The sequence below is a fragment of the Halorubrum sp. AJ67 genome (assembly GCF_000513435.1).
In genome coordinates this window covers 78,496-96,820 of the sequence record NZ_CBVY010000004.1, presented here as the reverse complement: position 1 = coordinate 96,820, position 18,325 = coordinate 78,496, and the positions used below count along the sequence as shown (strand labels likewise).

Here is an 18,325-nt window from a genome sequence, read left to right as displayed (position 1 = left end):
TTAGATCTGGAGGCCCTCCTCCATAAGGTGGATCAGTTGTTCTCGGGGGTCTATGTACTCTTGAAGTTCGCTATCGATCCGCTGTATGACGTGAGGTAGTGTTTGCGGGTCAGAGAGGTCGTCTCTGAGCCGGTGAGTCGCTTCCGATATGTCGCTCGTATCGTAGAGATTACGGGCAAACGTCTGGAGTACCATCTCTTGCCACTCGTGTTCAACCTCTCCTTCTGCGTCTACGGCGCTCCCAGCACGAACAAGCAGTTGTACCCACACCCCGTAGCTCACTTGGTCGAGTATCACGTCACGCATCCGCGCTTCGGCCCCGACAGAGCCTCTATTCTGTAACACCTCGGCAATACGGGGATGGTCGGAATTGATCCACAATTTAGGACGACCCTCGTTTCGGAAGTCGAGGTAGTATAGCTTGTTCCCATCTGGGAGGTGAGCATTTTGTGAGAACCGGACTCGCTCACCATCGATGGCGGCTCGCTCCTCTTCCTCGTCGCGGTCAACGACGACGTAGTACAGCGTCCCACTGGCGACGCGGAAGTTCTTCTGGTCGGCGTAATCGTTCGGTTCTTCTCCCGGGTGAGCTTCGGTGCGAACGAGGTACGGACGTAGCTCAACGGTTCCTCGGACAGTGTCCTTTGGAATCTCTAACTCAACGTTGTATTCACCTGGTGTCGTGGGAGTTTCGGAGACAACGATCCGGTCACGGTAGATCGTCTCGTGACAGCGAATGGCGACGTAGAGTTTGGCCGGTGGCTGTGCTCGTTCGTCTTCTGGAAAGACTGCTTGGACGGTCTCCTTAGGTAGGCGAAGTTCACCGTGGAGAGTTATCGTGGACCAATCTGATTCGTCACCACTGTCAGGCGACGACACGGCCGACGCGAGGTCAATCTCGGTCTGTGACGGGTTCAGTTCGAGTGCTGTTCGATCCCCGTCGTCAACAGTGAACGAATCCAGATCAAAATCCATCCCCTTATTTCGGTAGCTGAAGGGGAGTGTCGTAGTACGGTGTCGTTGAGAGCGTCTGGTCACGCTTGCCCCTCCTCGGTTGTCTCTAACTCTGCGAGTATCTCTAATTCTGTCGCACCGACATCACCGTGTACCAAGTCCGCAGGTTCGTCTGAGTGAGATCGACCAGAGAACGAGATTTCGTTTATCGCATCATTCACAACGAGGTGAACACATCCCTCGTCGTACGACACGGTCACGTCGGATTGTTCGATCTCGACGTAATCAATGGGAATGTCGTCGTAACGCGATCCATCCTCGCCAACACCGGTGAGTGTGATGTCGGCACTCCACCCGTCGAACTCTTCTGTGAGTACTTTAATTCGACCAGAGATCTCCCACGCGTCGCCGTCAAAGTGAGACGAACTGTCGATCTCGAAGACGGGATCGGCGGGCGATGTCGTGGATCGGGGGTTCCCGCCCCCGTGAATCGGAAACCTGTTCAGAACGTTGTCTGAGAGAGAGTCGCCATTGTTCCCCTTCGAAACCAAGTGACGTAGCCCGTCGCGCAACGTTCCGAACATATCGTCGAGTGCCATCCGGAATCCTCGTTGGTACTGCTCACGGAGGTTCTCGGTGGATTCCCACTCGTCGTGCTCAGGTGGTTCAGCGAACCGCAGGAACCGGTCGATTTCCCGATCACTATCTGAAGGAGCTCCTGCCGACCGTGCTTCGCCGGCTGCCAATACACCGAAGAAGTTCCGGTCACCGTAGGCGACACGACTCTGGTCGTAGTACTTGACGACCATCCCCGCTCCCCGGAAGAGCGCTACGTTGTTCAGGTACGTATCGTCATCCGCAGGGGATGCGAGGCGAGCCGATAACCGAACCGAGCCATCCGGAGTCTCGGTACCATCGGCACGTGGTGGGAGATCAACCGGAATATTGAGGCCAGCGACGTCTCCGGCGTCAACCAACGTCTGAGATTCCGTAGCTCTCTCCTCGTAGGCTTGGACAAACGGTCGGATTGATGGGACGCTCTTGACGTCGGCCGTTAGTGTATCGTCGGGAGTTTCGACCGTGATTTCGATGTCCCCCCGGTAGATGGCTGGCCAGAAGTACTTCACAGAGGCATCAACGAACTCCTGTGCAAGGTCTTCGACGTCTGGTCGCTCATCCCGTGTCGGATCTTGGAACTCTACGACCATAGCGCTCGTTCCGCTAACAGGAGGCCGCTCCACGTGCAGCTGTTCTGCAAGTCGCGACGCGCGTTCTCCCCAGAAGGAATCTGGACGGGGACCATCGTCTGTATCGATAGGCTGACAGAGCCACCCCGCACCTTGGTAAGTCGTATCGTCTTCTGGGAGCTGGTGCGTGGGGAACTTAGAGCGAGCGATGAGTCGCGGCGAGTCGTCTTCACGTTCACCGTGAGCGAGGTGTGAGTTGAAGACGACCGTCGAAGCACCAGAGAACGTCCAGAGTACGGATTTTCCGAGCCCGTACGAGCCGCCGGCGGTATCGTCTTGCTTGCTGCTGTAGAGTTCGTCGCGGACTAGCGCGGCGTAGTTTGAGTCGTCATCCCAGCTTCCGGTCAGCCCGGTGGTATTTCTGTCTTCTACGATGAGGAGACGAAGTTCAGCATCCGGGTCGTTTACTCGTTCGACAACCCGTTCGTAGCGACGACCGTTATGAGTGTCTGCGACCGCTCGCGTACGTTCGCCGAGTCCATCGTCCCAGCCGAGTGCTTCCAGAAATTCCACTTTCTCGTCACCGGTGAGCGTGACAAAACGGAATGTTACTTCGACTGGATCGCCGTTTGGGAGGCCCTGATCGTTCGCGTTTTGAAGTACCTCACGGACGAACGACTCGGAGTCGTGGTCGACGGCGTGTTTGGTCGGGTCGTCGCCGTAACGTGGTGCTCCTGGTCCACCACTGAAGAAAAACCACTCAACCGCTTCGTTAATCTGAATCTGTTCCTGATCCATGCTATAAACCGGTATGTTGGTACGAAACCACCACTACCTAGTTAGTATTACTGTTACGCGTCGATGGCCCCATCGGTAGGAACGGGTAGAAGCTCTAATCGGGTGTCACCCAAGTGCTCCCCGCGCGGTGAGAGGTCGCGGGGATGGTGTCGTTGCCGAACGCTTATGTGACGATACGCAGCAAAGGGAGTTATGAAGGTTGCTGCCGTGGATTTATTTTGCGGAACTGGCGGACTCAGTTATGGGCTCCAACAATCCGGTATCTCGGTCGTCGCAGGGATCGATAAGGATCCGGATTGTAAGTACCCGTACGAACAAAATATCGACGGTGAATACGTCAGAGCGGACGTTCACGCACTGGCCCGGGACCCCGAACCAATCGCGCAGATGTACCCGTGGGACGCGGATCTAAAGATCCTCGCGGCGTGCGCACCTTGTCAACCGTACTCCACAATGGGACACTCGAAGGGGAAAGACCACGAGGACCATCAAAAGTGGGGACTATTGAACGAGGTATCACGGATCGTGGAGTACGTCCAACCGGACGTGGTAGTCACCGAGAACGTACTCCAGGTGAAACAAGAAGACGGCGTCTACGATTCGTTCATAGAGAGTCTGGAATCCCAGGGCTACCACGTCAACAGTGACGAGAACAAGAACGTCTACTGTCCCGAATACGGGATTCCACAGAAGCGCAAGCGGTGGGTGGTTATGGCCTCCAAGCGAGGCCCTCTCTCTCTGCCGGACCCACCGATACAGAATGAGGACGACTACCCCACCGTCAAAGACGCGATTGATCACCTGCCTCCAATCGAAGCAGGAGAAGTCTGTGACAAGAACGACGTGCACAGAGCACGTTCTCTTTCGGAAAAGAACCTGAAGCGTATCGATAACATGGAGCCCGGTGGAGATTGGACTCTCTGGGAGGAGAAGGGGCTTGACCATCTTCTCGCAGACTGCCACCGCAAGGCGAGTGGACGCTCGTACAAAGCGCCCTATAGTCGGACGCGGCCCGATGAACCCTCACCGACGATCACGACGCAGTTCTACAACTACGGCAGTGGTCGATTTGGACACTATGATACAGACCAGAATCGGGCACTCTCGATCCTTGAAGGAGCTCTGCTTCAGACGTTCCCTGAAGACTACGAATTCTACGACGACTGGGAGGATGTCGGCGTGTCGAATTTGGGCCGTCTGATCGGTAACGCGGTCCCCCCGAAGCTCGGTGAGTACATGGGGCAGGCAATCCTCTCCCACGTGGGGGCGGCAGTACCGTCTGTTGAGTCTACTGTTGCCGACGATTGAGAGAATAGATGTCGTCTGAGGCGGAGCGCCGATTTCGGGTAGATCTGCTTGAATGGGGGAAGAGAACCGCCGCGAGTACCCGTGGCGGGAATCGAACCGAACACTGTCTGAGGTATTCGTAGCGGAGTTCTTCCTCACCCAGACACCCGCCGACAACGTCGTAGTAGTCTATCCAAGGTTCCTGGAACGGTTCCCCACGTTGGACACAATGGCAAAGGCCAGCGAGGATGAACTTGTGGAAGCTATTGAACCTCTGGATTCCAAAATATACGTGCAGAGGCACTGAAGCAGTTCGTCTCTAAACACGATCATCTACCTACCGAGCCAGAATCCTTAATGAACCTTCCGCGGGTGGGTCGGTTCGTGGCCAACGCCACGCTGTGCTTCGCTCGTGGTGATCAGTTACCAGTACTTGACAGGAACGTTGAGAGAGTATACTGTCGGGTATTTCGAGATACGTGGCCCGAGACAGGAGCAGAGCAGCTGGCTTTCACGGAGAGGCTAGTACCTGACGAGGCCCGTGCGTACAATCTTGCCCTACTTGACCTCGGTGCGTTAGTCTGTCAAACAGAGCCGTTGTGTGAGTAGTGTTTCGCTAGCGAGTACTGTGTCTACTTCCAAGAATCGGTAGGCCGGGTCTAGCTTTCTTAATGGAGATACGTGATAGGGCTATGGTTAAGTATCGGTTTCAGATGGAGAGTTTAAACCGAGTCGCCGTATAAGCGCATAACAGTGATACTCTACGCGTACTCTACACCGGTGTGCTCTACGGGGATCTATCTTGGCGCGCCCGAGAGTGCTGAACATGAGACCGGTGTTCTCGTATGACTTCGAACGGAGGTACCACACGTGAAGAACCACTCATCCTCCACTGTTTCGCGGACTACGGAACGGAATCAGAGGTCCTCAGCGATTTCGGGAACGTAATTCGTGTCGGGATTGACCCCAAGGACACGAACGAAAGTACACCGATCAAAGCAGACGCCCATATAGAGGATAAGGAATGGAACTTCCCTATCAAGGACGACGTAACGTTTGATCTCGGACTGTTCCACCCTGTTTGCTCACGGTGGGCTGCAACGACGAGCATCTCGGGGAGCCCAGACAAGCACGAAAACATGATCCCCAGTGCCCGGATACTCGCGAGGAAGTTCTGTGATCACTACATCATCGAAAACGTCCCGCGCGCACCGCTCAACGATCCCGTCGTTCTGAACGGTCGGATGTTTGGTATGCCCATAGAGTATGAGCGCGCCTTCGAAAGCTCGTTTAAGGTATCACAGCCCCCTCGTGAGCGACGGTTTCTGACCACAGATGGACCGTCTGACAAGGCGGAGACGTCTTCGTTTTTCTTCTCCGAACGTTCTAGGGAGTGGTGGGCAGCAGTCAAAAATTATCCTCCGGGCCCATATCCGAAGAGCCACCTGGCAAAGAATGCGATCCCTGCACCGTACATTTACTACTTGGTTCGGCTTTGGTTGATGGTATACGAAGACGAGCAAGGAATATCGAAGGGTCGAGTGGACTACTCCGACTACGACGAACGTATGGACACTAAGCGAAAAAGTGAGGACAATCGCCAATTGGACGAATTCCGATGAGCGACAACGAATGTCACGTGTATCTAGATCGAGAGTCTAACACGTCGTACGTCGGGGATCCGTTCGTAGGAGTTCCTATATCCCGTGACATCGTTGAATCTGTCGCTGCTCAGAATTCTATTGAAGCTGATTCACTCGCAAGGGCACTACGAGAAGTACGAAATAAATCTCTGATTGGCACTGGGACCCTGTTCATAGGGTTTGACCCCCTTCCGATTGGACGGGACGATGATGGACTGTTGTACGTACAGGCCGAGGCAGACGGATGTTGGGACGCGGCCGCCGGTCAAATCGGACTTACCGAAGACGGTCGAAATGCCATCGCGACTGCTCATGACCGACAGGTCAGGAAGGTGGTCGGTGACAAAGGAGAGGGAGGCAGTAATGGGTTCGTTGTCTCCTGCTCGGAGTTTCCCGCGGACGCGATTAACGACATCTTTGCGGTGGTGGACAAGACACGACTGACGAATCGACAGGCAACGATGTGGGTCCTCTCACAGTATGTCCCAGGTAGTGACGCAATTGCTCGGATACTCTCGGTTCCCGAATCTATTGTTCAGTCGGATCTTGCCACCGTTGACCGGATTACACGATGTAGTGTGGAGGAGACGCGAACTCTTGATGTCCCTGGACCACTTACTCAACTCGAACCAGACCCTCAGTCCTTGACTTGGATGGGGCTCGATTGGTCGAGGTGGTTCGACCTTCGAGACCGGGAAACGCTTCGAAGAGAACTACCCCGCCGACCAGGCCTTTACAGAGTTAGACACTCCGAACTCCCGGGTTTGATGTACATCGGGGAGTCGGGAGCGGAAGGAGGTGTTCGACAGCGCGTAGCGCTTGGTCTATCAGCCGGGGTGAACGAGTCAGATCGACAGACTGGAGACAAACACGGTGCCGCCCGTCCTCTTCGACAAATTACTGACATTGTAGGCGGGAAGATGGAGGTTTCTGTTACGACACCTCCGATATCCTCAAATCGGAGACACCGCCGTGCTATCGAGTCGACTTTAGTGGCTATTAGTCGTCGAGAGGTTGGGTGGACTCCTATGGTCCAGCTGAACCGAGAGCCTGCTGAACACGTGACCGGCTCCTATGGCGCGTTGGATCAAGAGCTAAAGGACATCGCTGAGCGGTCCTCATACACCGTACCGACGTGGCAGCCCTGGCGTGACGTGACTGCCCCGCACTGGTTGGGACTTGACTGGACCGAGGCTCGTCCACTCTCTAAGCGAGACGTGGTCAATAGTAGTGGAGTTCATGCGTTCCGACTGTGGCGAGAAGATGAAACAGAAGCACGATGGGATCGAACAATCCAAGAGATGGGTACAACCGGATCGATATCGAGTCGCCTGTTCACACTCCAGAACGAGTACGGAGAGGACGTGCGTTTCTCTGTTGTTGACCTTGACGGGCTAAGCTCTAACACACAACGTCGATCGCGTGAGCTCAATGAAGTCCGCCACGACCTCACTGGCGCACACTACCTGGCTACTGGCGTTCCCCCAGAGGCACATTTCTGACTTCAATCAGACGATTTCCTCAAACACACACCGCACATATTTATGTCGGCTGGGGAACTTTGTGCCCATTGTGAATCGTATCGCACACTTCTCCGATATATCTCCGGTCATTTCTGCTAACGCCGGTGGGGTGTCGTGATGGGCGGTCAGTGGGGATTCACCACGTCTCGGCCAACTGATGCCCGATACGGTGACGATGTCGCAAAGTACGCGATGTCGCATGGTGAACCCGGGGTGAAGACGTTCGTTCGGGAGGTACTGCAGAACTCGAACGACGCACGCTTGGACAACGACCAACCGGCACGGGTGACGTTCAAGCTGGAATCCTTACAAAACGACGAGGCAATCGAGTATCTCAGAGCACTCGATATCGAGAGGTGGTCTGAGCACGCTAATCTAGCGACAGACACGGAGAGCGGGAAGCACATCGCTGAGGCGATCAAACGCATCCAAAACGACGAGGAGATCCGTGTCTTGACTATTAAGGACGAGAATACAGAGGGTCTCCTCGGCGAGGAGAACGCTGACGAGTCGAACTTTACTGCTCTAGTTCGAGACGTTCTATTCAGCAGTAAGTCCGGGGATGCTGCCGGAGGGAGTTATGGTCTGGGGAAGGCTGTCCTCTGGCTGTACTCGGGCCTGTCACTCGTCATGTTCAGCTCAACGCTGAGCGAGTCCGACCCGGAATATCGGTCTCCACGACTGATTGGTCGCACGCGGTTGCCGACACACAAGTCCGAGGATGGAGATACAGTCTACCAAGGACACGGTTGGTACGGTAGTCTGAACAGCGACGAGGAAGGCGCGAGGCCCGAGTCTATCTGGGGAGATGAAGCCGAATCAATCGCGGACGCCCTCCACTTGAGCCGTCCGGACGTACCGGGGACAAGCATCCAAGTCGTGGATTTCCGTGTACCAACAGCGGAAGAGCGACTGGATAACGAGGAGTTAGCGGACCAGATCACGGAGATGGCAATCGAATGGTTCTGGCCTGCTATTTATCGTGGTGATCTAGAGGTGGCAGTCGAAGTCGAAGGGGGGACGAAGCAAGCAAGTATCGACGAATATCCTCAGTATGAACCCTTCACGAGCTGTCTAGACGACCGGGATGACTCGGTTAGCCAGCTGGACGAACCAGAAGATGTCGCGCAGGAGACTATCTCGCTGAACGTGCCCAAAAAGAGTGACGGCGGTGACGGTGCAGACGGCCAACTTGATTTGCTAGTTCGATATGCAGATTCGGGCGAGTATCAGCATCGGAACGAGGTAGCATTCGTCCGAGGCGCGGGTATGGTCGTTGAGTACTACGACCGAGATCGAGTTGTGGTCGGAAACCAAGACTTCCACGCCGTTCTCTTCGGTGGCCGTGCGCGTTCGTGGGGAACTGATGAAAGCCCCCGAGATGCAGACGCTATCGTAGAGGAATTCTTGACCGCTGCAGAGCCGCCTCAGCACGATGAGTGGGTGCGGACGGAGACACTGGCGAACTCCTACTCTCGAGGTTTCCGGACTGCAGTGGAGGGTATCAAATCCGATGTGACCGAGACATTACGTGGACTCGTCGCACCGGACGTTGATCGAGGCACGACTGGACCTCAGCGGCTGGGTAACCGGTTCAAAATTGGAAACGAAGCTAGAGGTGGTCGAGCTGATCGTGAGTCACCCAGTAGTCAGCGTGTTACCGGAAACACGAACATCTCCTTTGACGAAGTGTACACACATTGGTCGTTTAATGGTGAAGTAGAGCCATTGAGTGACCGAAACGAGATACGGGCTGTCACCGTCTCACTGATTCGGATGGCTGAGGAAAGAGCGACATCGGACCGCCTTCCAGTACAGAATATTTCCTCAGATACGGCCGGTGTTTCGATATCGCTCCCGAAGCAGAATGGAGTCCAAGTGGGCCGGTTGGAGCCAGCCCCTGGCACATCAAAAATTTCCTTTGAGGGCGTTTCGATAGAAGACTACAGACAGGTCGAGACCAGATTGAAAGTTTCGGTTGACGTGGCAGAACGGAGGGAGGAATAATGGCGACTGTCAACGAGGGAGTTGAAGGAGCAGAACCGGACGAAGAAGGAGAAGATGATGTCCGGACTGGTAGCTTAGTCAGCCAGTCTCTCCCGCATGAGTACCAAGAAGATGCGCTTGAATTCAACGTTGATTCATTTCGTTTAGATGGATCTCCTCTCGGTGATAGAGGGGAGCTGGACAAGGATGATCAGTTCCTATCTTTGGTGGACGAGGGTAGCTGGGAGACGTTGGAGTTGGAAGGTACGGTTACCGTAGATCAGGATACTGTTGAGGAAGTCTTCCCGTTTGACGAGTGGGAGGAGACGCCAGGTCGCCTAGCACTAGTGACAGAGAACCCCCTCGCAATGAATCGAGATCGGCAGATACTCACTGACTCGCCCTTTGATGGAGGTACCTACGAGTTCACTCTATCCATCAATCGTGACCACTACCGTGGGCGGGTGAAGATTAAGCCGTTCCTCACTAGAACTGAGGAAGGTGGATCTGGTGGATCAAAACACGCGTCTAAGGTTGGGGCGCGAGTCGCTGACGGCATTTCGTGGATCGTCCGACTTGATGAAAGGGATGACGGAGGAAGCCTTCTCATGCCGATTATTGAGGATTTCAGCGACTACGACAGCTTCCCCGACGAGAATCACATCCACTATCTCAGCCTAGAGGCGCCTCGGAATCCGCAGCTCTACCTAAACAGGGAACATCCACAAGTAGTCGAGGTTCTGAACAATACGGGATACACGGGTGGACCTCCTCGACTTCGAGACGTACTTTATGACTACATTGAGCACTCCGTTTGGACGCAGCTCCTGCTGCAGACAGCACGCGATACGAGCCCAGACACCGGCGAACCAGAGTATGGCTGGCAGGAAGACATATTAGATATCTTCTTAGAGGATTTGTATCCGAATCTTGGTGATGACGAGGCGGCGATTCAGCTTGCGGAGGACGTTCGGAGTCACGTTGATATCCCGGATCTTGTTCAACGGATCGAACGTACGGTCCACCAGCAGTACGATATCCCGTCGGACACCACGAATCTAATTGAGGAGGCGATCCAAAGTGACAACTGAGCTTTACCACTTACAGAGTGCAGCCCATCCGATGATTGACAACCGATTTCTCGCGGGTGACCGTGAGCTCACGAAGGATGATCTCCGTCCGTACCTACAGCCGCTAGGTCGCTCTATAGACCTAAGTCCAGTAGACGAGCGAATTGAGGAGATCCGGGCTGACGATGACATTGATGCTCAGGACTCATTGATCGATGCTGAGTTAGCACCTACACTCCACCGTACTCTCGATCTGACACGTAATGAAGCGGCAGACGCTGGGCTGTGGCATTTCCTCTGCGTCGTCCGATTCCCAGAGTTCGTTCACTACCGGTGGGATCATGTTTTCGATCCGGAGAGCCCGAGCAACATGGAGGAGAAGTTCCTAAAGGCTGGTACGGACGCCTACTCCAATGCACTACACCGGATATGGTGGGGTGCTGAACTCACCTATGAGGAGGGTGAATCAGGGAAGGTTGAGGATCGGGACTACAGTCGAACGAAGCAGGTTCTCGGTTTCCAGGAGCTTGCAAACGATATCCTTGATCACGATTTCGCACGGTATATCCCTGTTACTCACGCCTGCGGCGATCTCCTTTGCCACGACACACTCAACGAGATCAAGGAAGAGGACACGTATGATGATCCACCATCGAATAGTAACATCGCGAGCCGTACGACGACACTGCTCCGAGAGGAACTGACGGTCCGACGTGTGGAGATGATGGAAGAAGACGATATCGTAGAGACGATTGAGGATCTACGTGACGACGTGATGCGTGGAGAGGCCGGCTGGTCTTAGCGCCAAGAAGCGCGCGGAGTCGAACCGGCGATGACCCAACCGTCGAAATTAAACAAGTTCAGGTGAATGTCAGGTTTGCGAGTACGTTAATAGCGACCCGCGTGTGGCCTAACTGTTCTTGATGAGCAAGCTTCTTTCTCGGTAAACCATCGGTGTGAGAAGGCTCCGTTCGAGTTAGTCTGTTGAGGTGGTTCTGAAAGGTACGTCTTCTCCACCGCTCGTGATGGCACAACCTTCGAAGCTCGAAATTCAATCTATGACAAAGGAACCAATTGAGGTGCTTGACGACCTGGCAGACCAGGTTGCAGATGAGTTCGAGGCGTATCGACAACCGGACGAGTTCAAGGATGTCTCACTCGTTATTGAGAACAGCGACGAGGAGCATCCGACGCTGATCGTCCACGTTGACAGGGAGAATGTAGAATCCCTTGCCGACCGTATCGATGAGTTCCTTCGTGAACGCGGTGCGCGAACCGAACGGGAACGTCACTCAGATACGGACGTCCGCGTGTTAGCGACGGTTGACTAATACCGTCCCCTCCAATTTCTTGACCGACTGCAAGCACCGCTGAAGCGAGCCGTATATTTGCTTCCGATCAACGGCATTCCGACCGCTTCAGCCCAGGTGGTCAATCTGCGCAGATAGATACTCTTGAAGGGCGGTGACCGTTCCTTCTGAGACAGCTGAGGCCCCGAAGTCACTCCGATACCCGTGCTTGAGTTCGTCGCTCTCCAAGATTTCCAGTCCGCGCTCAAGCTGATCTCGCAGCGCATCGTCGTCTCCTCGCCGCAGGTGGGGTGTGACAGCGTCGAGGTCGATCTCTTCTGCCACTGCCAGGACGTCCCGAAGGTCCGTTTCACGGCCGCTGTGGAGCTTTGCCGCGACGAGGACCGCCCCATCGATGACTCTGCCCCTCGTCGTCACTGTCCCCCCGCTCACCTCCTGCTGGTGGCTGTGGTCGTACAGGTAGTCAAACGACCATTGTGCCTCGGTCTGGCGACACCCGAGGCCATTCACCAAGAGATCGAAGCCGATCGGCTGTTGCGGCGTGAGTCGCTTTTCGTATTCGATCACTTCGGTATCGTAGAACCATTCTTTGGTGTGGCTGTCCGTTTCCTCGAAGCCCTGTCCTTCGAGGAATTCGGCGAATTTAGCCTTGGAGTCCGGTGCGACGACAATATCGAGGTCTGTCGAGAAGCGTGCGTTAAACGCCGAAACAGCGTAGCCGCCGACAAGGACGTACTCGTGCCCCGCTTGCGTGAGTTCCTCGAGGAGTTCGATGAGTGCGTCACTCCGGTTGTTGAAGCTCATGTCTGTGCCCGTTCAGTCTCTCGATACGTGACGCCGAGGTCAAGGTCCTCGTACATCCGGTTGAGCATCGCCAGCGCCGATTGGAACTGGGCGTAGTTCTCGCACATATACTCGATTGTCTCAGCTCTCGGGATTACCGGGTACCCTTCGACGTGATTGACGTCGAGTGACGGGCGTGGCTCAAGCACGATCTGTAGCGGTCCGTCCAACTCGTGTCGGGGCTGTCGCTCGAATGCGGTGGGGAGGTTGAACAACTCGAAAAACGTCTCCCAGGCGTTGACGTCTTGCTCGTGGACGGCCAGGAACAGCGGATAGTCATCGGGGTTGCGACCGACTTGATAGCCGCCCTGGGTCCATACGTAGACGGCGTCGATCCGCGTAAATGCGAACGGCCAGTCACCGAATTGTGGGAGGACATACGCCTCTTCGATCGAAGGCGGACTGACGCCGGCGCTGGCAGCGAGGAGCTCCCTTGCCGCGTCCCTTACGCGCTCGTCGACGACAGAGAGGCCGTCGTCATAGCTGACATACCCTGCGTCTTCGAGACGGTTCACGGCCTGCCTCACCGTCTCGTACGGTGTGTGGAGGTGCTGTGCGACACGACGGATGGAGTCACCACTCTCGATAGCGAGGATGACCTGTGCCGCCGTGTCGTCAATTATCTCATTCATTTGATGGTTACCAATAATCTGGTAACAGATAAAAATCTTACTCGATCAGTCATGGAGCCACGATCTCTCCACTCGTCTTGAAGGTAACTCAGTAGATCACAACTGAGGTCCTACTAGCTACTATTGGTATTTTTGGTGCTAAATCAAAATAACAGGATGGGTGATTGTACTGTCACAACTACTCAGAATCTCTGGGGATGGATTTGACCCACATATTCTATTCACTACTTTACGTATGAAACAACCGCTAGGAAGGATTGCGAACTGAACAGATTGAGTGGCAAAGGCTATTCAAGCAGTTTTCTAATAGTGACATATGATTGAGCGACAAGAGCGGAACGTCAGGCGAGATGGCGTCCTATTCCGATCCAATTCAATTCCACCATGACTGCCATCGACATCACCGACCTGACGAAGCGCTACGAAAATACACTTGCCGTCGACGATCTCAACCTCTCGATTCCGGAGGGGGTCGTCTACGGCTTCCTCGGCCCCAACGGCGCGGGGAAAACCACAACGATGCGAATGCTGACCGGGCTCACGCGGCCGAGCAGTGGCACCGGCTCCGTCTCCGGCATCTCGATCACAGATCGGGACGCCCTTCGCACGCACATCGGGTACCTACCCGAGGAACCACCGCTGTACGAACAAGCGACCGCCTACGAACAACTCGAATACGCCGCCGGCCTCCGCGACCTCCCTGAGGAAGCGACACGGGAACGAATTGATGGACTCCTCAACGAACTCGATCTCACGGCAGACGCCGACACACGGATTGCGGACTACTCTAAAGGAATGCGCCAGAAGACCGCCTACATTCAGGCCATCCTCCATAAGCCCGACGTCGTCTTCCTCGACGAACCCACATCCGGACTGGACCCACGCGCTGCGCGGACGCTCCGGGAGATGATTACGGACCTCGCCGATGCGGGGACGACCGTCTTCCTCTCGACGCACATCCTCCCTGTCGTCGAGGAGATTGCCGACACCGTGGGGATCCTCTACGACGGTGAGTTGGTCGCTGAAGGGTCGCCCGCTGACCTCGAACGCCGCGCGGAGACTGGCGAGACGCGCTCGCTGGAAGATGCCTTCCTTGAACTCACGACCGACGAGTTCGGTGGCGCAGGAGAGTCGGACGGTGAGGTCAGCGCCGCCGACACCACTAACCAAAGCGTTGTCGAGGAGAACACCGATGGCTGAGTCCGGCTGGCTCGGGCACGCCGTTCGGATGGGCTGGTTCGACTACCGGCGTTCCGTTCGAGCGATTCGGGAGGATACCGGTCGACTGGTCTTGATGGCTGGCGGCGTGCTGCTCCCGACATTACTGCTAGCTGGACTTACAGCCCTGTTCGTTCCAGAACTCCGTGGGACTGATCCCGAGTTCTCAATAAATCGGATCGTTAGAGGAACGCTCGCCATGCTCTGGGTGTTCGGGGTGTTTATGCTCGCACAGCGGACGACGACGGCCCACAGCAAACCGGTCGCCGATACGTTCGTGCTGACAACCGTCTCACCTAGAACCGCCGTCATCGGGGGCATCGTCGCAGAGAGCCTGCGAGCGCTAACGTATGCGCTCCCGGTTGGACTCCTACTCGCCATTGCCGGGACGTACGCATTTAGTTCGCCACTGACCCTGCTGGCAGTCCCACTGGTCGGCAGTCTGTACGTCGCTAGTGCGGTCACGGCCGGTCGGGTGTTGGGATACATCGCCGCATGGCTTGTGGCCACCGTGCCGTTCGTTGCTCGTCACAAGGGCGTGCTAGGCGGGACGGTTGTGATGCTGTTTTTCGGGGGGTATTTCATATTTCAGGTACCACAGCTTCCCATTTCGGTTAGTCCAGCCACACTTGGAGTGATTCCGATCGGGTGGCTTGCCGACCTACTGGCAGTTGGCACACCCATCGGTTGGTCGTCGACACATGCTCTCGGGGGAGTGGCCGCGGTTGGCGTAGCGATCGTTGGTGGAGGCTGGCTGGCCGAGCGCATTGCCGCCTCGCTCTGGTTCGGCGAGCCGGTCAACGTCTCGGACACCGACGAGAGCACTGTCTCCACCCACACGAGGGGTGATCAGCGAGCGCTCACGCGGGCCATCAGCCCCCTTAGCGTGCCGTTCGTCACCGGCTCCACTCGGTCCGTTGCGGAGTGGTCTCTCTTGCGGGCTCGACGGGAACCCCAGCGATTGAATTTCCTGCTGATCCCGGTGTTCGGTGGCGGCTCAGCATTGGTGAATATGATGCTACAGGGATCCGGTTCGCTCACGATACTGGGACCAGCCGTTGCCGTGTTGCTGGGCTGGATCGCCGGTGCGGCGTTCGGTCTCAACCCGTTCGGCGATGAGGGGGCCGTCCTGCCGGCGACCCTGACCGCCGTGTCGGGTCGGGCGTTCGTCAGCGGACTCATCGCCCCGAGTCTGTTGTTCGCGCCTGTCGTCGCCGTCGTCACGCTTGTATCGGCACTGGTGGGGGGTTACGGACTACTATCGGCGATAGCACTGACACTAATCGGATGCTTCCTCACCGTCGTCGGGGCGGCACTCGCGCCAATGATCGGGATGTGGTTCCCGCGCTACAGCGCCATCCGGATCGGCAACAGCGACGAAGTACGACCGCCCAGGTTGATCGCGGGCGTACTTCACGTTGTGTTGGTGTGGCTTCCCGGCGCGGCACTGGTTGGACTCGTGGCAGCACCGGAGCTGGTGCGGCTGGCGCTTTCGGGGATCGGTTACGTTCCGGGATTTATCCTTGAGTCGATCGCCAATGGCGGCGTGCTCACCACCTTCGCGTCGTCGTTGAACGACACTGGCACGACAATCCAGGGACTCCCGCCCACTGCCTTCCGGGGTGGATTCGGCGGGCTGTTGATTGTCGCTGGACTACTGGTTGCTCAACGTGCCTATCGCGGAGCGCTACGACGGTTCGAAACCCACGAACTACACTGATCATGCGTGAGATATGGACAGGTGCCACCGCTGTACTGAGTAGTTGCGGTGTAAAAATATCAACTAGTGAGGATTTCAACAAAGCCTAATTCCCTCAAATACCGAGATCGCGGAACGTCCAGTCATTCGAGAGATCGGCATCGAAGCCCATCTCTTCGACGATGTCGCGGATACGCTGTTCGACTGTCTCGTCGAGCTCGAAGGCATACTCGAACTCATCGTACCAGTCGTAGTACCGTGGCATCCCCGGCCAGTAGTCGTCTGTTTTCAGTCCGTAGACGCAGTCGAGCAGGTAGCGACGATATGGCATATCGTCACGGGTGACGCGAGGGAGCGTCCCATTGATCGATTCGTCTCGTACCAGCTGTTCGAGCAGGTCGACGGCAGCGTACTGGTCAGCGTAGAAGGCGTGTTCGACTGTTGGGTTGACCGAGAAGATATCCTCCGGCGCGCGAGCGCAGAGTCGGTCGACGACCGAGTGGTCTGGATGTCCGATTCCCCATCCGTACGCGTGGACTTCCTCGCGTGCGACGTCGTCGCTTTCGGGGGCGTTGACCGCGACAGTGTTCAGGTATTCGAGTGCCTTGACCGGAATCGCTTCGACACCATCGGTTATCCGCGTTCGAATGAGATATCGCCCGACAGCGTTTGCTATTGTGGGCGTGACGAGCGGAAATTCGTCCTTCTCAGTTGGCTCATGCGCATCGATTATATCCGCAAGGAATGGCCAACCGTGTACTCTCGCTACGTCATCGAGTTTGTCGCTGACGCGCTCATAGTATGGCCAGAACACGTCCCGAAACGTATCTCCACTGCTGTCTTCCTCGACTGCGGCCGAGAGTGCTGCTTCGAATTCGACGACTGCGTAGTGGAGGGCATCCACGTTACCATCCGAGAAACGGTCAAGCAGGTTATCGAGTTCGGCAACGGCTGCGTTTCGTTCTTCAGTTGGTGATGAATCTGTGGATTCAGACCGATCTGAATTGGTTGGGGTAGAGAACGTGTCCGATTGGACATCGCTACAGTCGTGAAGGCGGAGACGAGTGAGTGTCTCGAACGACTCCCCGCAATCGTCGCACTCGTGAGCCATAGTCCGACTAGAGGCGTGTGGAGGAAATGTGTTCGGGAGTCCACGCTGAATGCCACGCCCTTCAGGGCGTGGTAGCTTACTCGAATCGACTTGAGCGGTCGTGTGAAATCACGTTCCCGACGGATTTCGTGATCCGAACGTGGTGTGTATAGGTGTCAGAGAGTGTGTGGGTCTCGAACTCGACAAGCCATTCAGTGTCGTATTCTTCAATATCGATAATGTCTCCAAGTTGACCGACACACTCGCTGTCAGCGTACGTGTTTGCGAGTTCTCTCGCTGTTTGTTCATCTGAGACGTCGTTGCTCATACGAACAGCTTTGTTCCGGCTACGGAAGTGAGTATGCCAAAAAACGCGGACTACGTCATTCTTCTCAACTTCAACGTCAGGGAGGAACACGTTCTACGACGTACAGAATTGGCTGCGACACGCGACGATCCAAACGAATGAGCGAGTCTACGACCATCTTGATCTGGTCTGAAGAGGAGTCGAATGCGCACGTCACTCCCCACAAGTAATGTAGATCGAGTGAGTTGGGGGGTGTAACGAATGGTAGACTCGACGGATCCAGACCCTCGTATCACGGATCTTTCGTCGATCGAGCCGGAGAACTTCAAATTCCGGAATACGCAGTTTCTGAGAGCGGATGGTCATCACTACGATAATCCACACGACGAGTCGTTCCTTGAACAGAGAAGGGAGATCTGGCGAGTGAGAAATGGAGATATCGAACGGGTTCTCGAAGAGTTTCCAACCGATCGACCGCTTCCCGAACAATGCGCGCTCTGGATACACGCGCTCGTAGGGAAACACTTCTTTCCGGATGCGAATCACCGTACTGCGATCGTCACGCTGCGGAAGCTGCTCCGTGACAATGGGATTAAACCGGGAGCATGGCCGACGGAGCGGGTCAAACGGGTACGGTCTGAGTCACACGACGTTCGAAGAGAGATACCACCGATCCATCTCGACGGGTTGTACGAAGAGGACGAACTGTATCGCGTCTGGCTTCAGTTCTTCTGCGAGGTCCTTCCTGAAGAGTATCGCTGACTACTCGTCGTCGTCG

At 55.8% G+C, this 18,325-nt stretch carries 17 protein-coding genes; 11 read left to right on the top strand and 6 right to left on the bottom strand.

Annotation, left to right across the window (positions count from 1 at the left end; genetic code table 11):
- Together BN903_RS05910 and BN903_RS05905 are read right to left on the bottom strand one after the other, a co-directional pair.
- Positions 1–1,038 (bottom strand): hypothetical protein, encoded by a 1,038-nt coding sequence (locus tag BN903_RS05910; RefSeq protein WP_048076853.1) that lies wholly within the window; start codon positions 1,036–1,038, stop codon positions 1–3.
- Complete coding sequence (locus BN903_RS05905) at positions 1,035–2,939, bottom strand: hypothetical protein (protein WP_048076852.1); 1,905 nt, start codon at positions 2,937–2,939, stop codon at positions 1,035–1,037. The genes BN903_RS05910 and BN903_RS05905 overlap by 4 nt, the downstream gene beginning before the upstream one ends.
- Positions 2,940–3,131: 192 nt before the next feature.
- Here BN903_RS05905 and BN903_RS05900 point away from each other — a divergent pair, with 192 nt between their 5' ends.
- From BN903_RS05900 to BN903_RS05865, 8 genes are all read left to right on the top strand, one after another.
- Positions 3,132–4,247 (top strand): DNA cytosine methyltransferase, encoded by a 1,116-nt coding sequence (locus BN903_RS05900; RefSeq protein ID WP_048076851.1) that lies wholly within the window; start codon positions 3,132–3,134, stop codon positions 4,245–4,247.
- 52 nt (positions 4,248–4,299) lie between these two features.
- Complete coding sequence (locus tag BN903_RS17960) at positions 4,300–4,533, top strand: hypothetical protein (protein WP_228841030.1); 234 nt, start codon at positions 4,300–4,302, stop codon at positions 4,531–4,533.
- Between the two features lie 538 nt (positions 4,534–5,071).
- Positions 5,072–5,848, top strand: coding sequence for a hypothetical protein (locus tag BN903_RS05890; RefSeq protein ID WP_048076850.1), 777 nt, complete (start codon positions 5,072–5,074; stop codon positions 5,846–5,848).
- A gap of 1,049 nt (positions 5,849–6,897) precedes the next feature.
- A complete protein-coding gene (locus tag BN903_RS17250; protein ID WP_195155727.1) occupies positions 6,898–7,371 on the top strand; it encodes a hypothetical protein in 474 nt (157 codons plus the stop codon).
- A 138-nt stretch (positions 7,372–7,509) separates the two neighbouring features.
- Positions 7,510–9,399, top strand: a complete 1,890-nt coding sequence (locus BN903_RS05880; RefSeq protein ID WP_052334923.1) for a hypothetical protein — start codon at positions 7,510–7,512, stop codon at positions 9,397–9,399.
- Positions 9,399–10,469, top strand: coding sequence for a hypothetical protein (locus tag BN903_RS05875; RefSeq protein ID WP_048076848.1), 1,071 nt, complete (start codon positions 9,399–9,401; stop codon positions 10,467–10,469). The genes BN903_RS05880 and BN903_RS05875 overlap by 1 nt, the downstream gene beginning before the upstream one ends.
- A 31-nt stretch (positions 10,470–10,500) precedes the next feature.
- On the top strand, positions 10,501–11,250 hold the full coding sequence (locus BN903_RS17955; protein ID WP_052334922.1) for a DUF6339 family protein: 750 nt from the start codon (positions 10,501–10,503) through the stop codon (positions 11,248–11,250).
- 256 nt (positions 11,251–11,506) lie between these two features.
- A complete protein-coding gene (locus BN903_RS05865; RefSeq protein ID WP_048076847.1) occupies positions 11,507–11,779 on the top strand; it encodes a hypothetical protein in 273 nt (90 codons plus the stop codon).
- Between the two features lie 87 nt (positions 11,780–11,866).
- On the opposite strand, the gene BN903_RS05860 is transcribed toward BN903_RS05865, so the two are convergent.
- Positions 11,867–12,562 carry a nucleotidyltransferase domain-containing protein gene (locus BN903_RS05860; RefSeq protein WP_048076846.1) on the bottom strand — a complete coding sequence of 232 codons (696 nt, stop codon included), beginning with the start codon at positions 12,560–12,562 and terminating at the stop codon, positions 11,867–11,869.
- Positions 12,559–13,233, bottom strand: a complete 675-nt coding sequence (locus tag BN903_RS05855) for a sigma-70 protein (RefSeq protein WP_048076845.1) — start codon at positions 13,231–13,233, stop codon at positions 12,559–12,561. The genes BN903_RS05860 and BN903_RS05855 overlap by 4 nt, the downstream gene beginning before the upstream one ends.
- Before the next feature lie 384 nt (positions 13,234–13,617).
- On the opposite strand from BN903_RS05855, the gene BN903_RS05850 reads away from it, so the two are divergent.
- Both BN903_RS05850 and BN903_RS05845 read left to right on the top strand, forming a co-directional pair.
- On the top strand, positions 13,618–14,433 hold the full coding sequence (locus BN903_RS05850; RefSeq protein ID WP_048076844.1) for an ABC transporter ATP-binding protein: 816 nt from the start codon (positions 13,618–13,620) through the stop codon (positions 14,431–14,433).
- Positions 14,426–16,171 (top strand): hypothetical protein, encoded by a 1,746-nt coding sequence (locus BN903_RS05845; RefSeq protein WP_048076843.1) that lies wholly within the window; start codon positions 14,426–14,428, stop codon positions 16,169–16,171. Before BN903_RS05850 ends, BN903_RS05845 begins: the two co-directional genes overlap by 8 nt.
- A gap of 94 nt (positions 16,172–16,265) precedes the next feature.
- Here the strand turns inward: BN903_RS05845 and BN903_RS05840 are convergent, their stop codons facing one another.
- Both BN903_RS05840 and BN903_RS05835 read right to left on the bottom strand, forming a co-directional pair.
- Positions 16,266–17,261 carry a hypothetical protein gene (locus BN903_RS05840; RefSeq protein WP_048076842.1) on the bottom strand — a complete coding sequence of 332 codons (996 nt, stop codon included), beginning with the start codon at positions 17,259–17,261 and terminating at the stop codon, positions 16,266–16,268.
- Between the two features lie 76 nt (positions 17,262–17,337).
- On the bottom strand, positions 17,338–17,568 hold the full coding sequence (locus BN903_RS05835; protein WP_048076841.1) for a hypothetical protein: 231 nt from the start codon (positions 17,566–17,568) through the stop codon (positions 17,338–17,340).
- Positions 17,569–17,808: 240 nt separating this feature from the next.
- Between BN903_RS05835 and BN903_RS05830 the strand changes: the two genes are divergently transcribed.
- A complete protein-coding gene (locus BN903_RS05830) occupies positions 17,809–18,309 on the top strand; it encodes a hypothetical protein (protein WP_048076840.1) in 501 nt (166 codons plus the stop codon).
- Positions 18,310–18,325 lie beyond the last annotated feature (16 nt).

What these genes read in the sequence shown, in the direction of transcription:
- BN903_RS05905 (WP_048076852.1), bottom strand. Translation starts at nt 2,939, where the DNA reads ATGGATCAGGAACAGATTCAGATTAACGAAGCGGTTGAGTGGTTTTTC.
- BN903_RS05900 (WP_048076851.1), top strand. Translation starts at nt 3,132, where the DNA reads ATGAAGGTTGCTGCCGTGGATTTATTTTGCGGAACTGGCGGACTCAGT.
- BN903_RS17960 (WP_228841030.1), top strand. Translation starts at nt 4,300, where the DNA reads ATGGGGGAAGAGAACCGCCGCGAGTACCCGTGGCGGGAATCGAACCGA.
- BN903_RS05890 (WP_048076850.1), top strand. Translation starts at nt 5,072, where the DNA reads ATGACTTCGAACGGAGGTACCACACGTGAAGAACCACTCATCCTCCAC.
- BN903_RS17250 (WP_195155727.1), top strand. Translation starts at nt 6,898, where the DNA reads ATGGTCCAGCTGAACCGAGAGCCTGCTGAACACGTGACCGGCTCCTAT.
- BN903_RS05880 (WP_052334923.1), top strand. Translation starts at nt 7,510, where the DNA reads ATGGGCGGTCAGTGGGGATTCACCACGTCTCGGCCAACTGATGCCCGA.
- BN903_RS05875 (WP_048076848.1), top strand. Translation starts at nt 9,399, where the DNA reads ATGGCGACTGTCAACGAGGGAGTTGAAGGAGCAGAACCGGACGAAGAA.
- BN903_RS17955 (WP_052334922.1), top strand. Translation starts at nt 10,501, where the DNA reads ATGATTGACAACCGATTTCTCGCGGGTGACCGTGAGCTCACGAAGGAT.
- BN903_RS05865 (WP_048076847.1), top strand. Translation starts at nt 11,507, where the DNA reads ATGACAAAGGAACCAATTGAGGTGCTTGACGACCTGGCAGACCAGGTT.
- BN903_RS05860 (WP_048076846.1), bottom strand. Translation starts at nt 12,562, where the DNA reads ATGAGCTTCAACAACCGGAGTGACGCACTCATCGAACTCCTCGAGGAA.
- BN903_RS05855 (WP_048076845.1), bottom strand. Translation starts at nt 13,233, where the DNA reads ATGAATGAGATAATTGACGACACGGCGGCACAGGTCATCCTCGCTATC.
- BN903_RS05850 (WP_048076844.1), top strand. Translation starts at nt 13,618, where the DNA reads ATGACTGCCATCGACATCACCGACCTGACGAAGCGCTACGAAAATACA.
- BN903_RS05845 (WP_048076843.1), top strand. Translation starts at nt 14,426, where the DNA reads ATGGCTGAGTCCGGCTGGCTCGGGCACGCCGTTCGGATGGGCTGGTTC.
- BN903_RS05840 (WP_048076842.1), bottom strand. Translation starts at nt 17,261, where the DNA reads ATGGCTCACGAGTGCGACGATTGCGGGGAGTCGTTCGAGACACTCACT.
- BN903_RS05835 (WP_048076841.1), bottom strand. Translation starts at nt 17,568, where the DNA reads ATGAGCAACGACGTCTCAGATGAACAAACAGCGAGAGAACTCGCAAAC.
- BN903_RS05830 (WP_048076840.1), top strand. Translation starts at nt 17,809, where the DNA reads ATGGTAGACTCGACGGATCCAGACCCTCGTATCACGGATCTTTCGTCG.